The following is a 15,351-nucleotide window of genomic DNA, read 5'->3' on the forward strand; positions in this document are numbered from 1 at the left end:
GGTCTGACTGGTGGGGCTGAGCGTGGCACCACCGCCGCAGCGCCGCCCCTGAGACATCCGGGCGCGATCAGGCCCGCTTCGGATGGCGGCTGATCTGGACGGGGGCGCCGCCGAAGCGCTGCCTGGAACGCCAGGTCGCCACGCCAGCGTCCATTTCCCGCACGTGGCGGGGCAGCCATTCCAGCAGTTGCACCGTGAGGCTTTGCACCAGCCGCTGCTTCACTTCGGGCGGATGTCCGTCCCCCACCAGCACCTCGCGCACCTCGTCGAACGACTTCAGCACGTTGGCGTGTTCGTCCAAGTGGCATTGCGCGTTGCCGTCCTGCATGGCGCGCAGGTTCTCGTCTTCGGCCGCGAAATGCTGGCTCGCGCTAGCGCGCAGCGCGTCCAGCGCGGGCACCAGTCCGTCGGGCGGCGCGTCCCGCAGCCGCCCGATGAGTTCGTGCAGCAGGTCGTGATCGCGATCGAGGCTTTCGTCTCCCAGCTTGAGTTCGGATCTTTCCATATCGGAAGTAGCATCACCGTCATTCGACGGTGACGCTCTTGGCCAGGTTTCTGGGTTTGTCGACATCCGTCCCGCGGGCGCAGGCGGTGTGGTACGCCAGCAGCTGCAGCGGCACCACATGCAGCAGCGGTGACAGCGCACCGTAGTGCTCGGGCATGCGTATCACGTTCAGGCCTTCGCCGCTTTCGATGCGGGTGTCGCTGTCCGCCAGCACGTAGAGCACGCCGCCGCGCGCGCGCACCTCGTGCAGATTGCTCTTGAGTTTTTCCAGCAGGGCGTCGTTAGGCGCCACCGTGACCACAGGCATGGCACTGGTCACCAGGGCCAGGGGGCCGTGCTTGAGTTCACCCGCGGGGTAGGCCTCGGCGTGGATGTAGCTGATTTCCTTGAGCTTGAGCGCGCCTTCGAGCGCAATGGGGTAGTGCAGGCCACGGCCCAGAAAGAGCGCGTTTTCCATGCGGGCGAAGTCCTCGGCCCAGCTCATGACCTGCGGCTCCAGCGCCAGCACGGCCTGCAGAGCCACGGGCAGGTGGCGCATGGCCTTGAGGTGCTGTGCCTCGGCTTCATCACTCAGATGGCCGCGCACCTGGGCCAGCGCCAGCGTGAGCAGGAAGAGGCCGGCCAGCTGCGTGGTGAAGGCCTTGGTGGAGGCCACGCCGATCTCGACACCGGCGCGTGTGATGTAGGCGAGCTTGCACTCGCGCACCATGGCGCTGGTGCTCACATTGCAGATGGTCAGCGTCTGCTGCATGCCCAGGCTTTGCGCGTGGCGCAGGGCGGCCAGGGTGTCGGCGGTTTCGCCGGACTGGGTGATGGTGACCACCAGGGTCTTGGGGTTGGGCACGGAATCGCGGTAGCGGTATTCGCTGGCCACTTCCACCTGCGTGGGGATCCTGGCGATGCTCTCCAGCCAGTACTTGGCGGCGCAGCCGCTGTAGTAGCTGGTGCCGCAGGCGAGGATGAGCACGCTGTCGACCTCATTGAAGACGCGGTAGGCGCCGTCGCCGAAGAGCTCGGGCACGATGCCTTCCACGCCTTCGAGCGTGTCGGCGATGGCACGCGGCTGCTCGAAGATTTCCTTCTGCATGTAGTGGCGGTAGGGGCCGAGTTCGGCTGCGCCGCTGTGGGCCTGCACGGTCTTCACGGCGCGCTGCGCGGGTTTGTGGTCGCGGCCCACCACCCAGAACTTGCCCAGTTGCAGGTCCACCACGTCGCCTTCTTCGAGGTAGACGATCTGGTCGGTCACGCCGGCCAGGGCCATGGCGTCGCTGGCCAGGTAGTGCGAACCATCGCTGCCCACGCCCAGGATCAGCGGCGAGCCGGCGCGCGCGCCCACCACGCGATGTGGCTCGTCCTTGTGGAAGACGGCAATGGCGTAGGCGCCGTGCAGTTGTTTGGTCGCGGCCTTCACGGCTTCGAACAGATCGCCTTCGTAGAGGGCGTCGATCAGGTGGGCGATGACCTCGGTGTCGGTCTGGCTGGCAAAAACATAGCCCTTCTTTTGCAGGGCCGCGCGCAGTTCGTCGTGGTTCTCGATGATGCCGTTGTGCACCAGGGCCACGCGTGCCGCGCGTTGCGCCGCGTCGGCGCTGGGGCCGTGGCTGAAGTGCGGGTGGGCGTTGTGCACGGCGGGCGCGCCGTGCGTGGCCCAGCGGGTGTGGGCGATGCCGGTGTAGCCCGTCACCCGGTCACGCAGCACCTGCTCGCCCAGTTCGGCCACGCGCGAGGTGCTGCGTGCGCGCTGCAGGCCACCGGCCGCATGCACGGCCACACCGCAGGAGTCATACCCGCGGTACTCCAGCCGCTGCAGGCCCTGCACCAGCACGGGGACGATGTTGTGTTGGGAAACGGCGCCGACGATGCCACACATAAGAAGTGTCTCCTGAATTCGATGCCACGATGGTAGAAGGCTGAAAGAAAAATATCTGATTGATTTTTGATACTTTATAAACTTAAATTTCACAAAACAGATTACAAGAACAAATATTTCAAAAATAATATTTAAATGGAATCAATCACCACAGATGCCACAGATCTGTTTCTGCTCGACACCTTGCAGAAAGACGCCGGCCTGAGCAACCAGACCCTGGCGGCGCTGGCGCATATCTCGCCCCCCACCTGCCTGCGGCGCGTCAAGCGGCTGCATGAAGCCGGCCTGATCGAGAAACAGGTGGCGCTGCTCAGCCCGGACAAGCTGGCGCCCCTGCTGGGCCACGGCCTGCAGGCCATCGTGGAGATCACGCTGGAGCGCCAGGGCGAGGAAGCGCAAGCGGCCTTCGAGCAGCGCGTGGCGGGCGACGAGGCCGTGCAGCAGTGTTACCGCGTTTCGCCCGGGCCGGATTTTGTGTTGATCGTGCAGGCGCTCGACATGCCGGACTACCTGGCGCTGGCGCAGCGCCTCTTCACCAGCGACGCCAATGTGCGCAACGTCAAGGCCTTCTTCAGCGTGAAACGCAGCAAGTTCGGCACGCGCGTACCACTCAGGCGACACGCAGCAGGGTGAAGCTCACGCGGCAGCCGGCATCGGGGGCGCCCTCGGCCCGGATGCTGCCGCCATGGCGCTCGACGATCTTGCGCGAAAGGGCCAGGCCCAGGCCCAGCCCCTCGAACTGGCTGCTGCCATGCAGGCGCTGGAAGACGTGGAAGAGCTTGTGCTGGCGCACCGGGTCGAAGCCCGCGCCGTTGTCCTCCACGGTGTAGGTGACCCACCCTTCAGGCACCCCTTGGGCCTGGACGGAGATTTCCGCCACCGCACGACCGCGGGTGAACTTGAGCGCATTCGAGAGCAGGTGCACAAACAGCTGGCGCAGCAGCGCCGGGTCCCCGAAGAGCACAGGCAGGCCCTCCTGAATGCGCCAATCGATCCGGCGTCCCGCACACAACTCACCCAGCTGAGCCTGGGCCTCGGCGATCAGCGCACCGGCATCCAGCTCCCGCACCCGCAGCTCCGTACGGTCCAGCAGGCTCCAGGCCATCAGGCCATCGATCTGCTGCCCCAGGGTGCGGGACGCGCCGTGGATGGTCTCCAGGTAAGCGAGCGCCTCGCCCGGCAGCACGGGGCCGGCCTCCTCGCGCAGCAGGGAGGCATAGGACATGATGTGGCGCAGGCTGGCGCGCAGGTCGTGCGACACCGCGTAGGCAAAGTCGCCGAGTGCGGCGCGCGCATCCTGCAGTTCGGCTTGCAGCCGCGCGATGTCCTGCTCGGGCACGGGCTCGCTGTCACTCATTTTTTCTTCTCGGGGCGCTTCCAGTTGCTCAGGCTGAGCTGCCTGGCCCGCGCCACGGTCAGCGCACCGGGCGCCGTGTCCTTGGTGATGGTGGAGCCGCCGCCCACCGTGCCGCCCGCGCCGATGGTGACAGGCGCGATCAGCACGCAGTTGCTGCCGATGTGCACGTCGGCCTCGATCACCGTGGTGTGCTTGTTGGCGCCGTCGTAATTGGCCGTGATGCTGCCCGCGCCATAGTTCACGCGCTCGCCCACCTTCGAGTCGCCGATATAGGCCAGATGGTTGGCCTTGGCCCCCTTGGCCAGGGTGGCGGCCTTGATCTCCACGAAGTTGCCGATGTGCACCTCCTCGCCCAGCTTGGCGCCGGGGCGCAGGCGGGCGTAGGGGCCGATCAGGGCGCCGGCGCCCACCTCGATGCGGTCCTTCTCGCTGAAGCCGCCTTCGATGTGGGTGTAGGGATGGATCACCGCGCCCGCGGCAATGCGCGCGTTGCTGATCGTGCAGTGCGCGCCGATGCGCACACCCTCGCCCAGCTCCACACGACCCGCGAAGATGCAGCCGATGTCGATCTCCACGTCCTGGCCGCAGAGCAGTTCACCGCGCACATCGAAACGTGCCGGGTCGGCCAGGCGCACGCCCTGCTCCATGAGGCTGCGCGCGGCACGCTGCTGGTAGGCCCGCTCCAGCTCCGCCAGCTGCACGGGGCTGTTGATGCCAGCCACCTGCAGGGCGTCGCTGATCTTGTGCGCCACCACGGGCACCCCCTGCGCCACGGCGAACTTCACCACGTCGGTCAGGTAGTACTCGCCCTGGGTGTTCTTGTTGTCCAGTCGGCCCAGCCAGGGTTTGAGCAGGCGGGCCGGCACGGCCATGATGCCGCTGTAGATTTCCCGGATCTGGCGCTGCGCCTCGGAAGCGTCCTTGTGCTCCACGATGGCCTGCACCGTGCCACCGGCATCGCGCACGATGCGGCCGTAGCCCGCGGGGTCCTCGAAGGCGATGGTCAGCAGGGCCAGCTTGTCGCCGCCGCAGGCCTCGATCAAATGGTGCAGGGTATCGGCTTGCGTCAGCGGCACGTCGCCCGAGAGCACCACGACCACGCCGTCGTCCGGCAGCGCGGGCACGGCCTGCTGCACGGCGTGGCCGGTGCCCAGCTGCGGCTCCTGGCGCACGAACTGCAGCAAACCACCGCCCGGGTGCACCACACCGGCCTCGACCTCGGCCGCGCCGTGACCCGTGATGACCACCACGCGCCGGGCGTTCAGCCCCGAAGCGGTGGCTATCACGTGCTGCAGCAGGGCGCGCCCGGCCAGACGGTGCAATACTTTGGGCAAGCGGCTTTTCATGCGCGTGCCTTTACCTGCGGCCATGATGACCACATCCACTGCCTGTCCGTTCTGCTTCATGCGTCTGCCTGTGATGAAAACCTTGTCCCGCATTATCGGTGCGCTGCTGCTGGTTCTGCTGGCCGGCTGCAGCGCCGTGCAAACCGGCTACAACAACGCCCCCACCCTGCTCTACTGGTGGCTGGACGCTTACATCGATTTCGAGGACGCCCAGGACCGGCCGGTGCGCGACAGCCTGGAGGCCCTGCAGACCTGGCATCGCCGCCAGGAACTGCCCGCCTATGCCGCGCTGCTCCAGCGCCTGCAGCAACAGGCCCCCGAGGCTGTCACGCCCGAGCAGGTCTGCGCCCACCTGGCCCAGGCCCGCGTGCATTTGCAAGGCCTGGGCGAGCAAGGCGCCGAAGGCCTGGCCCGCCTGGCCCCCACCCTGCAGGCCGGGCAGCTGCGCCACCTGGCCCGGCAGTTCGAGAAACACAACCAGAAATGGCGCAGTGAATGGCTGGACGGCACGCCCGTCGAGCTGCGGGAGCGCCGCCTGGAGCGCGCGGTGGACCGCTATGAGGATTTCTACGGCCGCCTGAGCGAGACGCAGAAGACGCTGCTGCGCCAGCGCATCGCCGCCTCCAGCTTCGACGCACGCCTGGCCTGGGCCGAACGCCTGCGCCGCCAGCAGGACATCCTGGGTGCGCTGCAGGAACATCGCAACGGCGACCGCCCCGCCCACGTCAAGGCCGAAATGCTGGCCCTGGTGCAGCGCAGCCTGGAGCCGCCCGAGCCTGCTGCGCGCGCGCAGTTCGAAAGCATGCTGCTGGAGGGCTGCCAGACCATCGCCGCCCTGCACAACAGCGCCAGCGCGGCGCAGCGGCGCCGGCTGGCCGAGCGGCTGCAGGGCTACGAGACCGATCTGCGGGCCCTGATCGCCTCCCGCTGAAACGCTGGCCGCTTCAGGGCAGCTCTGCGAGAATGGCCTGAGCCCATCGAGACTGGAGATTCGCCATGCGCCGCCACATCCCTGCCCTTCTGCGCGCTGTCCTGCTGACCGGCCTGCTGCTGGCCGGCTCGGGCCGCGCGGCCGCGCCGCTGTCCGAGCTCAAGCTCTTCAAAGCCACCCCCATGGGCCAGGGCCTGTGGCGCATGGAGCTGATCTCCAGCGACGATCCGCAGATGCGCATGGGCGCGGCGGCCATGGGCCAGGCCGGCCTGTGCATGGACGTGAGCAAGCAGATCAACAAGAGCAGTCAGGTGGAAGACCCCAGGTGCACGCCCAAGGTCCTGCGCAACACCGACAGCGAGGCCGAGATCGAAGTCAGCTGCAAGGACGGCGGAAGCTCCCGCATGCTCATGACACGCGAAAGCGAGAAGAGCTACCTGATGGACACCACCGTCAGCAAGGACGGCAAGCAGCGCAGCTTCAAGGTCCGCTACACCCACGCCGGCGCCTGCAAGGGCGACGCGATGATGCAGCTCGACAAGAACAGCCCCATGTGCAAGATGGACCCTGCCCGGATGCTGGGCCGCTGCGCCAGCCTGCCGGAAGGGGCACGTGCGCAATGCGAGCAGCAGATCAAGGGCCTGGCCGCCGCCTGCCAGTGAAAGCAAACTCAACCCTGCAGCGCGGCCCACATCTGCTGGTCGCGCTCGGCGGTCCAGATGCGCGGGTTCCTGATGCCGCTGGCCTCGTCATAGGCCCGGCTCACGTCGAAGGGCAGGCAGTGCTCGTAGATGAAGACATGGCCGAAGACCGGGTCCATGCGCTTGCGCGTGTGGGCCATGGCGGCTTTCAGGTCCATACCCTGCGCCACGGCTTCCTTGCCGGCCTGGAACAGCGTCTGAACCCAGCGTTTCGTGTAATCCAGCGCCTTGTTGACGTTGGCCTGGCCCTTCATGGCCTCGCCACGGCCGGGCACGATGCACTCCGCTTTAAGGGCGCGCAGGGCTTCCAGCGTGGCGGGCCATTCGGCCAGTTGGGCATCGCCGGTGTAGACACCGGCCTCGTACTCGACCAGGTCGCCCGAATACAGCACCTTCTCCTCCTCCACCCAGGCGATGGTGTCGCCGCGCGTGTGGCCGGGGCCGGGGCTCCATATCTGCACCACCACGCCGCCCAGGTTGAGGGACAGCTTGCCCGGCACCTCGCCGCGCGCGGGGTTGCCGCCGCCGATGACCATGGTCGGCCAGGTCAGGCCGGGCACGGTCTCGGCGTTGCGGAACAGGCGCGGGAAGCGCTCCATCTCGCTTTGCATGTCCTGCGCGCCGCGCTCGCGGATCAGCTCCAGCGTGCCCTGGCTGGCGATGATCTCGGTGGCGCCTTCGGCGGCATAGGCGTAGGCGCCGAGCACGCGCACCGCGTGGTAGTGCGTGAGCAGCACGTACTTGATGGGCAGATCGCTGACGGTGCGGATCTTGGCAATCAGGTCCCTGGCCATGGCCGGCGTGGCGGTGGCGTCGCTGACCAGGATGAACCGCTCGCCGATGATGACACCCGAGTTCGGGTCACCCTCGGTGGTGTAGGCCCAGCAGTGCTCACTGAGCTGCTCGAAGGTGATCTTCTTGTCGGCCAGGTCGGCCTGCGAGGCGAAGGCTTTTCTCATGAGGGGCTCCTTGGTGAGGCGGGCACTCAGCCCATTCCGGACACTGGCCACACCACGCCGTTGTCGTTGAGGATGGCCTCCAGCGGAACATCGTGCGGCTCGGGCTCGAAGTCGTCCACGTAACCCTGGGTGTAGCCCAGGCCCACGGTGTAGGGTTTGGGTTGCAGCGTGGCCAGGGTGCGGTCATAGAAACCGCCGCCGTAGCCCAGGCGGTAACCGCCGGCCCCGTAGCCCACGCAGGGCACGAAGAGCAGGGTGGGCACGATGAGCTCGGTGTCCTTCGGTTTCGGGATGCCGTAGGCGTCCTCTTCCATGGGGCAGCCGGGGTACCAGGCGTGGAAGGTCAGGGTCTTGTGCACCTTGTCGATCACGGGCAGGCCGATGCGCCGCGGCTGCGGATTGTCCAGCAGTTCGCCGTCCTCTTTCCAGCGGTGCAGAGCCGGCAGGGGATCGAATTCACCCTTGATGGGCCAGTAGGCGCCGATCACAAGGTCGCTGCGCCCCACGAGCCAGATGCGCATGACCTGTTGCAAAAGCGCCGCACGCTGTAGGCGATCGGGCAGGTTCAAACGTTCAGTAATGAGACGCTGGCGCAGGTTTTTCTTCTCTTGCGCCCTTTTTTCCTCGGATGTGTCCATAATTTCCACATGCAGTTTCAAGTCATTCTGACAGCTATCGCCTTGGCGCTGGGCCTGGCCCTGCCCGCGGCGGCTGCGTCGAGCAAAGTCAAGCCCCGAGCCAAGCCCGATCAGGACGCCCTGATCACGGACATGGCCGAAGCCTACAAGAAACCCGACAGCAAGCGCCTGTCCTCCCTGCTGCCCCAGGTCCAGGGCCATGTGCTGGAGCCCTGGGCCGCCTACTGGGAGCTCAGCGCCCGCCTGGACGACGCCAAACCGGCCGAGGTCGACAATTTTCTGAGCCGCTACGCCGGCACCTACCAGGAGGACCGCCTGCGCAACGACTGGCTGCTGCAACTGGGCAAGCGCAAGGACTGGCCGCGTTTCCAGGTCGAGTACGCCAAGTTCCGCATGCACGACGACATCGAGGTGCGCTGCCACGCCCTGCACGCGGCCTACGCCACCAGCGGCGAAGACGTGGCGGCCCAGGTGCAGGAGCTCTGGTTGTCGCAGCGTGACCCGGACGACGGCTGCGCCGCCGCCGCCGAGCGCCTGCTCAAGGACGACAAGCTGGACGCCATGGTGGCCTGGCGCCGCGCCCGCCTGGGCTTCGAGTTCGACAAGCCGCGCATCGCCCAGCAGGCCGTGGGCCTGCTCAGCGCCGACTGGGCCAACGGCCTCAACACCCTCTACGCCAACCCCAAGCGCTACCTGGACGAAAAGCTCACCGCCTTCCGCCCCAAGACGCGTGAATGGGTGACGCTGGCCATGATCCGCCTGGCGTCGAGCGACCCCGAGGCCGCTGCCGAGGAGCTCAACAAGCTGCGCTGGCGCGCCCAGCTCACGCAGGAAGAGCGCAGCTGGGTCTGGGGCGTGATCGGCAAGCGCGCCGCGCGCACCCTGTCCGACAAGGCCCTCGCTTATTACGCCCAGGGCGACGAGCGCCACATGCACAGCGACCACCTGGTGTGGAAGGTGCGCGCCGCCCTGCGCGCCAACGACTGGCAGCAGGTCCACGACGGCATTGCCGCATTGAGTGAAGCGCAGCTGCGCGACCCGACCTGGATCTACTGGCGCGCCCGCGCCCTGCTGGCCCTGCAGGCCCCCAATGCCGAGCTGCGCGCGCGCACCCTGCTGCAGTCCATCGCTTCGCCGCGCGGTTTCTACGAGCAATTGGCCATGGAGGAGCTGGGCCAGCGCATCAGCGTACCGCCCGCACCGGCGCCGCTCACCGAGGACGAACTGCAGGCCGCGCGCGACAACGCCAGCCTCAAGCGCGCGCTCTATGCCATCGAGATCGGCCTGCGCACGGAGGGTGTGCGCGAGTGGAACTACAGCACCAACCTGCACCAGCGCGGCGGCATGAACGACCGCGAACTGCTGGCCGCAGCGGCCATCGCCTGCGAACAGCAGGTGTGGGACCGCTGCATCAACGCCAGCGAACGCACCCGCACGACCATGGACTACGCGCAGCGTTTCCCCACGCCCTTCAAACAGGAAGTGCAGCAGCGCGCCGAACTCACCGGCCTGGAGCCGGCCTTCGTCTATGGCCTGATCCGCCAGGAAAGCCGTTTCATCCCGGAAGCCAAGTCCGGCGTGGGCGCGGCCGGCCTCATGCAGGTCATGCCGGCCACCGCACGCTGGACGGCGCGGCGCATCGGCATGAACAATTTCAAGCCCAAGCAGATCACCGAGCGTCACACCAACATCGCCATCGGCACGGGTTACCTCAAGCTGGTGCTCGATGCCTTCGACGGCTCCATGCCCCTGGCCGCAGCCGCCTACAACGCCGGCCCCAGCCGCTCCAAGGCCTGGCGCGGCCAGACCGGCGACCCGGTGCTCGAAGCCGCCATCTGGACCGAGAACATCCCCTTCGGCGAGACGCGCGACTACGTCAAGAAAGTGCTGTCGAACACCGTCAACTACGCCGCCGTATTAAGCGGTGAGCCCCAGTCGCTCAAGGCCCGCCTGGGTTTTGTCGGCCCGCTGGGCATGGACAAACCCGAACCCGGCGAAGAACTGCCATGAACGCGCACGGCCGCTCCGAAGCGTTCATTCCGCAGCGCACGGCGCGGAGGATCCACATGAACGCGCACGGCCGCTCCGAAGCGTTCATTCCGCAGCGCACGGCGCGGAGGGCTCCCCAGTGAAGCGTGTGCTGCTGCTGGGCGGTACGGGTTTCGTCGGCCGCCACATCTGCGAACGGCTGGCCCGCCTGGGCTGGGCCATGACGGTGCCCACGCGCCGCGCGTCCAACGCCAGCCATGTGCAGCATCTGCCCGGGCTCACGGTGCTGGAGGCCGACGTCCATGACGAAGCCACGCTGCGCCGCCTGCTCGCCGGGCATGACGCCGTCATCAACCTGGTGGCCATCCTGCACGGTGATGAAGCCGCCTTCCAGCGCACCCACGTCGAACTGCCCGAGAAGCTGGCCCGCGCCTGCCTGGGCACCGGCGTGAAACGCCTGGTGCACATCGGCGCCCTGGGCGCCGAGCCGGCCACCGCAGCTAGCGCCCCCTCGCTTTACCTGCGCAGCAAGTCACGCGGCGAAGCGGCCCTGCAGGCCGCGGCCGCCCAGGGCCTGCAGCTCACGGTGCTGCGCCCCAGCGTGATCTTCGGCGCCGACGATCGTTTCCTGAATCTCTTCGCCGCGCTGCAACGCCTGTTCCCGGTGATGCCGCTGGCCGGCGCCCATGCCCGCTTCCAGCCGGTCTGGGTGGAAGACGTAGCCCAGGCCGTGGCGCAGAGCCTGCAGGACACGCGCACCATCGGGCAGACTTTTGAGCTCTGCGGCCCGGTCGTCCACACGCTCAAGGAACTGGTGCAACTGGCCGGCCGCGCCGCCGGTGTGCCACGCCCCGTGATCCCCCTGCCCATGGCCATCGGGCGCCTGCAGGCCCTGATGATGGAGCTGGCCCCGGGCCAGCCCCTGATGAGCCGCGACAACCTCGATTCGATGAAGATCGACAACGTGGCCACGGGCCGTGTGCCCGGTTTCACCGCGCTGGGCATCACGCCCGCCGGTCCGGCCACCGTGGCGCCGGGCTACCTCGGCGACGGCGACCCGCTGCTGCGTCTGCGCAGCCGCTTCCGCCGCCGCTGACCGGTCTGCGGCGCTACCATGGGAGCCCCCTCTGGAGGCTCCCATGCGCAAGCTCTACATCGGCAACAAGAACTATTCGTCCTGGTCCATGCGGCCCTGGGTGCTGCTGCGCCAGACCGGCATCCCGTTCGACGAGGTGCTGGTGCGCTTCGATGCCTTCGATCCCGGCTCGCAATTCAAGCAGACCCTGGCCGGCCTCAATCCCGCGGGCAAGGTGCCGGTGCTGGCCGACGGTGCGCTGGTGATCTGGGACACGCTGGCGATTGCCGAGTACCTGGCCGAGCAATTCCCCGAGAAGCGGCTGTGGCCCCAGGACAAGGCGGCACGCGCCCGCGCGCGCAGCGTCTGCGCCGAGATGCACGCCGGTTTCAGCGCCCTGCGCAGCCACTGCCCGCAGAACATCGAAGCCTCGCTGCCCGAGGTGGGCGCGCTGATCTGGCGCGACCAGCCGGCCGTGCGCGCCGACGTGGAGCGCCTGGTGGCCATGTGGGGTGAGCTGCTGGCACAGCACGGCGGGCCCCTGCTCTTCGGCGGCTTCACCATAGCCGACGCCTACTTTGCGCCGGTCTGCATGCGCCTGAAGACCTACGGCCTGCCCGTGCCGCCGGGGATTGCCGCCTACATGGAGCGTGTGGCTGCCCTGCCCGGTGTGGCGGCCTGGATCGAGCAGGCCCGCCAGGAGCAGGATTTCCTCGCCTTCGAAGAGCCCTACCGTCTGAAACGCTGAGTTCCGTTCGCCCTGAGTTGAAATCCGTTCGCCCTGAGCCTGTCGAAGGGCTTCTGACCCCGACACAGCGCCGGCTTCGACAAGCTCAGCCCGAACGGCATGATGGTGTGGGAACGAAACGCTAAACTGCCCGCCATGCAGATCTACATGGTGGGTGGCGCGGTGCGCGACGCCCTGCTCGGCTTGGCCGTGAAGGACCACGACTGGGTGGTGGTGGGAACCACGCCCGAGGAGATGGCCGCCCAGGGTTTCGTGCCCGTGGGCAAGGACTTCCCGGTCTTCCTGCATCCCCAGAGCAAAGAGGAATACGCGCTGGCGCGCACCGAGCGCAAGACCGCGCGCGGCTACAAGGGTTTTGCCGTGCACGCCTCGCCCGAGGTCACGCTGGAAGAAGACCTGGCGCGGCGCGACCTGACCGTCAACGCGATCGCCGTGCACAGCAGTCTGTGCCGGCCCGACGGCTCTTTCGATGCCGCGCAGCTGACCGATCCTTACCACGGGCAGCGCGACATCGAACGCAAGGTGTTCCGCCACGTCACGCCGGCCTTCCGCGAGGACCCGGTGCGCATCCTGCGCGTGGCGCGGCTCTCGGCGCGCTTCACCGACTTCACGGTGGCCCCCGAAACCATGGAGCTGATGCGGCAGATGGTGGAGGACGGCGAGGTCGACCACCTGGTGGCCGAACGCGTCTGGCAGGAACTCGGCCGCGGCCTGATGGAAGAAAAACCCTCGCGTTTGTTCGAGGTGCTGCGTGCCTGCGGCGCGCTGAAACGTCTGCTGCCCGAAGTGGACCGCCTCTGGGGTGTGCCGCAACCCGAGCAGCACCACCCCGAGATCGACACCGGCGTGCACCTGATGATGGTGCTGGACATGGCGGCGCAGTTGAACGCGCCGCTGACCGTGCGTTTCGCCTGCCTGGGCCACGACCTGGGCAAGGGCACCACGCCCGCCGATGTGCTGCCGCGCCATATCGGTCACGAGGAGCGCAGCGCGCGGCACCTCTTGGGCCTGTGTGAGCGCCTGCGCGTGCCCGTCGATTGCCGCGAGCTGGCCGACGTGGTGGCGCGCGAGCACGGCAACATCCACCGCAGCGGCAGCCTGGGCGCTACGGCGCTGGTGCGCCTGCTGGAGCGCTGCGATGCCATACGCAAGCCGCAGCGCTTCGCCGAAGTGCTGCTGGCCTGCGAATGCGATGCGCGCGGCCGCCAGGGCCTGGAGCAGGAACCCTATCCGCAGGCGACACGCCTGCAGGGTGTGCTGGAGACCGTGCTGGCCCTGCCCACGCAGGAGATTGCCGAACATGCCCTGGCCCAGGGTCACAGCGGCAAGAAGGTGGGGGAAATCATCCACGCGGCACGGGCCCGGGCCGTGGCCCGCCACCTGCAGCTCGACGACGAAGCCAGCGATTAGTGTGAGCAGGCCCTAGGCCAGCTGGGCCCGCACCCAGCGCTGGATGTCCGCGGCCGAGCGCAGGGCACCGGCCTGGCGCGCAACCTCGCGCCCACCGACGAACAGCGCCAGCGTGGGGATGCTGCGGATGTTGAAGCGCGCAGCCAGCTGCTGCTCATCCTCGGTGTTGACCTTGGCCAGGCGAACCTGCGGCTCCAACTGGGCTGCGGCCTGCTCGAAAGCCGGCGCCATCATGCGGCAGGGGCCGCACCAGGACGCCCAGAAGTCCACCAGCACCGGCACTTCACTGCGACCGATGTGGCGCTCGAAGGCGGCCGCGTCCAGCGCGACCGGCTGGCCAGTGAACAGGGCTTGATGGCATTGCCCGCAATCGGGCGCGCTGCCCAGGTCGTCGACCTTGACGCGGTTGGTGGTGTGGCAATGCGGACAGACGATATGGCGCGTTGTGCTCATGGGGAGCCCCTTTCCTCCTGTCCATATAGGGCCGGGGGTACCCGATTCAAGCCCGGCTCAGATGAGTTTGGCCAGGCCCACGGCCACCAGGCTGAGGATGATGGTGGTGGTGAAAGGCAGGTTGAACTCACGACCGAAAAGTGTGAAGTTCAGGTCACCCGGCAGACGGCCGAAACCGAGCTTCTTGAACCAGGGCGTCACGGCGTTGACCAGCAGCAGGATGATGAAGATGGCGAGCAGCCAGCGGAACATGCCTTGATTCCTACAAAGTGTGGGTGCGGTCACCCGCCGAATAGCCTAAAGCGAACCAGGGCTCACCGACGCACAGGCCGAGGACCTTGAACAGCTCGCCCATCTCGTGCTCCATCACCAGCTTGTGCGCCTGCGCGCGCACCGGCAGCTCGGCCCGCTCCATGAGCTGCGGCAGGCCGCAATTGAGCAGGAAACGACCCTGCGTGGCGTAGCCCAGCACGCCCAGGCCGGACTCCTGCGCGGCCAGCGCGATGCCCGTGAAGTTGATGTGGGCCGTGATGTCCTTGAGGCCCACGTCGCCCAGCGGGTCGGTGTCGGCCTCGTGGGCGCGGTGGCACATGACCGTGCCCATGTGGCGCTGCGGGTGGTAGTACTCGGCCTCGGGGAAACCGTAGTCGATGAAAAAAGCCGCGCCGCGCTGCAGGCGCTCGGCCAGGGTGCGCACAAAGGCCTCGGCCTGCAGATGGATCTCGCTCAGGTAATCGTGCCCGCCCTCGATCGCCACGGGCGGGCGCAGTTGGGTGGGGCGGTCCTGCCAGAGCAGGCGCTGCGATTCCGGCTCCAGGGCCACGCCGCGCTCGTGCCAGACACCGCCGATGCGCGCCAGCAGCTGCACCGGCATGGCGTCCAGCACCTCGTTGCCCACCACCACGCCCTGCATGGCCGCCGGCAGTTCGCTGACCCAGCGCACCCGCCCGCCGAACCTCTCCAGCGTCTGCTGCTGGCGCGCGCGCAGCGCGCCCGAAAGGTCGACGATGGTGTAGCGTCGCACGCGCTCGCCCAGGGCCTCCAGCAGCTGCAGGGCCAGCGCCCCGGAACCGGCGCCGAACTCCCAGACCTCCTCGGTCTGCGTATGCTCCAGCGCCTGCCCGACCTGCACCGCCAGGGCACGGCCGAACAGGGGGGACAACTCGGGCGCGGTCACGAAATCGCTGCCCGAACCGGGCATGAGCCCCAGTTTGCGCAGGTCGTTGGCGTAATAACCCAGGCCGGGTGTGTACAGGGCCCGGGCCATGAAGTCGTCAAAAGCCATCCAGCCGCCGGCTTCCCCGATGGCATCAACGATAATTTGGCTCAGTTGAGCCGAGGCATTCGAGGTGGAAAAACGAGACATATG

Annotated in this window: 17 protein-coding genes; 8 read left to right on the forward strand and 9 right to left on the reverse strand. The window is 67.7% G+C overall.

All coding sequences use genetic code 11. From position 1 onward, the window contains the following. Positions 1 to 67 precede the first annotated feature (67 nt). Positions 68 to 505, reverse strand: coding sequence for a hemerythrin domain-containing protein (locus ACYVH8_RS10850; protein WP_460488868.1), 438 nt, complete (start codon positions 503 to 505; stop codon positions 68 to 70). A 19-nt stretch (positions 506 to 524) separates the two neighbouring features. After that, positions 525 to 2,375, reverse strand: a complete 1,851-nt coding sequence (gene glmS, locus ACYVH8_RS10855; protein WP_460488869.1) for a glutamine--fructose-6-phosphate transaminase (isomerizing) — start codon at positions 2,373 to 2,375, stop codon at positions 525 to 527. 135 nt (positions 2,376 to 2,510) lie between these two features. Between glmS and ACYVH8_RS10860 the strand changes: the two genes are divergently transcribed. Then, positions 2,511 to 3,008 carry an Lrp/AsnC family transcriptional regulator gene (locus tag ACYVH8_RS10860; protein ID WP_460488870.1) on the forward strand — a complete coding sequence of 166 codons (498 nt, stop codon included), beginning with the start codon at positions 2,511 to 2,513 and terminating at the stop codon, positions 3,006 to 3,008. On the opposite strand, the gene ACYVH8_RS10865 is transcribed toward ACYVH8_RS10860, so the two are convergent. Together ACYVH8_RS10865 and glmU are read right to left on the reverse strand one after the other, a co-directional pair. Further along, positions 2,986 to 3,732 carry a sensor histidine kinase gene (locus tag ACYVH8_RS10865; RefSeq protein WP_460488871.1) on the reverse strand — a complete coding sequence of 249 codons (747 nt, stop codon included), beginning with the start codon at positions 3,730 to 3,732 and terminating at the stop codon, positions 2,986 to 2,988. The two genes, ACYVH8_RS10860 and ACYVH8_RS10865, sit on opposite strands and share 23 nt — an antisense overlap. Then, complete coding sequence (gene glmU / locus ACYVH8_RS10870) at positions 3,729 to 5,138, reverse strand: bifunctional UDP-N-acetylglucosamine diphosphorylase/glucosamine-1-phosphate N-acetyltransferase GlmU (protein WP_460488872.1); 1,410 nt, start codon at positions 5,136 to 5,138, stop codon at positions 3,729 to 3,731. Before glmU ends, ACYVH8_RS10865 begins: the two co-directional genes overlap by 4 nt. Before the next feature lie 13 nt (positions 5,139 to 5,151). On the opposite strand from glmU, the gene ACYVH8_RS10875 reads away from it, so the two are divergent. Then, the gene (locus tag ACYVH8_RS10875) at positions 5,152 to 6,009 is read left to right on the forward strand and encodes a DUF6279 family lipoprotein (RefSeq protein WP_460488873.1); all 858 of its coding nucleotides are present in this window, start codon (positions 5,152 to 5,154) and stop codon (positions 6,007 to 6,009) included. Between the two features lie 65 nt (positions 6,010 to 6,074). Next, positions 6,075 to 6,671: a DUF3617 family protein gene (locus ACYVH8_RS10880; protein ID WP_460488874.1), complete on the forward strand. Its 597-nt coding sequence runs from the start codon at positions 6,075 to 6,077 to the stop codon at positions 6,669 to 6,671. 8 nt (positions 6,672 to 6,679) lie between these two features. On the opposite strand, the gene ACYVH8_RS10885 is transcribed toward ACYVH8_RS10880, so the two are convergent. Together ACYVH8_RS10885 and ACYVH8_RS10890 are read right to left on the reverse strand one after the other, a co-directional pair. Continuing rightward, on the reverse strand, positions 6,680 to 7,669 hold the full coding sequence (locus tag ACYVH8_RS10885; protein ID WP_460488875.1) for an MBL fold metallo-hydrolase: 990 nt from the start codon (positions 7,667 to 7,669) through the stop codon (positions 6,680 to 6,682). Positions 7,670 to 7,695: 26 nt separating this feature from the next. Beyond that, entirely contained in the window at positions 7,696 to 8,307 is a 612-nt protein-coding gene (locus ACYVH8_RS10890) for a 5-formyltetrahydrofolate cyclo-ligase (protein WP_460488876.1), read from the reverse strand. 9 nt (positions 8,308 to 8,316) lie between these two features. Between ACYVH8_RS10890 and ACYVH8_RS10895 the strand changes: the two genes are divergently transcribed. The 5 genes from ACYVH8_RS10895 to ACYVH8_RS10915 all read left to right on the forward strand — a co-directional run bounded on the left by ACYVH8_RS10895 (position 8,317) and on the right by ACYVH8_RS10915 (position 13,529). Then, complete coding sequence (locus tag ACYVH8_RS10895) at positions 8,317 to 10,317, forward strand: lytic transglycosylase domain-containing protein (protein WP_460488877.1); 2,001 nt, start codon at positions 8,317 to 8,319, stop codon at positions 10,315 to 10,317. Beyond that, a complete protein-coding gene (locus ACYVH8_RS10900; protein ID WP_460488878.1) occupies positions 10,314 to 10,439 on the forward strand; it encodes a hypothetical protein in 126 nt (41 codons plus the stop codon). Before ACYVH8_RS10895 ends, ACYVH8_RS10900 begins: the two co-directional genes overlap by 4 nt. Beyond that, entirely contained in the window at positions 10,436 to 11,392 is a 957-nt protein-coding gene (locus ACYVH8_RS10905) for a complex I NDUFA9 subunit family protein (RefSeq protein ID WP_460488879.1), read from the forward strand. Before ACYVH8_RS10900 ends, ACYVH8_RS10905 begins: the two co-directional genes overlap by 4 nt. Positions 11,393 to 11,435: 43 nt before the next feature. After that, complete coding sequence (locus tag ACYVH8_RS10910; protein WP_460488880.1) at positions 11,436 to 12,119, forward strand: glutathione S-transferase family protein; 684 nt, start codon at positions 11,436 to 11,438, stop codon at positions 12,117 to 12,119. A gap of 135 nt (positions 12,120 to 12,254) precedes the next feature. After that, positions 12,255 to 13,529 carry a multifunctional CCA addition/repair protein gene (locus tag ACYVH8_RS10915; protein ID WP_460488881.1) on the forward strand — a complete coding sequence of 425 codons (1,275 nt, stop codon included), beginning with the start codon at positions 12,255 to 12,257 and terminating at the stop codon, positions 13,527 to 13,529. Between the two features lie 12 nt (positions 13,530 to 13,541). On the opposite strand, the gene trxC is transcribed toward ACYVH8_RS10915, so the two are convergent. Genes trxC through ACYVH8_RS10930 form a run of 3 tightly spaced genes read right to left on the reverse strand, consistent with a single transcriptional unit; the run spans position 13,542 to position 15,348 of the window. Continuing rightward, on the reverse strand, positions 13,542 to 13,982 hold the full coding sequence (gene trxC / locus ACYVH8_RS10920; protein WP_460488882.1) for a thioredoxin TrxC: 441 nt from the start codon (positions 13,980 to 13,982) through the stop codon (positions 13,542 to 13,544). Positions 13,983 to 14,039: 57 nt separating this feature from the next. Then, positions 14,040 to 14,234 carry a DUF2905 domain-containing protein gene (locus tag ACYVH8_RS10925; RefSeq protein ID WP_460488883.1) on the reverse strand — a complete coding sequence of 65 codons (195 nt, stop codon included), beginning with the start codon at positions 14,232 to 14,234 and terminating at the stop codon, positions 14,040 to 14,042. A gap of 10 nt (positions 14,235 to 14,244) precedes the next feature. After that, positions 14,245 to 15,348 carry a class I SAM-dependent methyltransferase gene (locus tag ACYVH8_RS10930; RefSeq protein WP_460488884.1) on the reverse strand — a complete coding sequence of 368 codons (1,104 nt, stop codon included), beginning with the start codon at positions 15,346 to 15,348 and terminating at the stop codon, positions 14,245 to 14,247. Positions 15,349 to 15,351: the final 3 nt, after the last annotated feature.

The sequence above is a fragment of the Curvibacter fontanus genome (assembly GCF_054780335.1).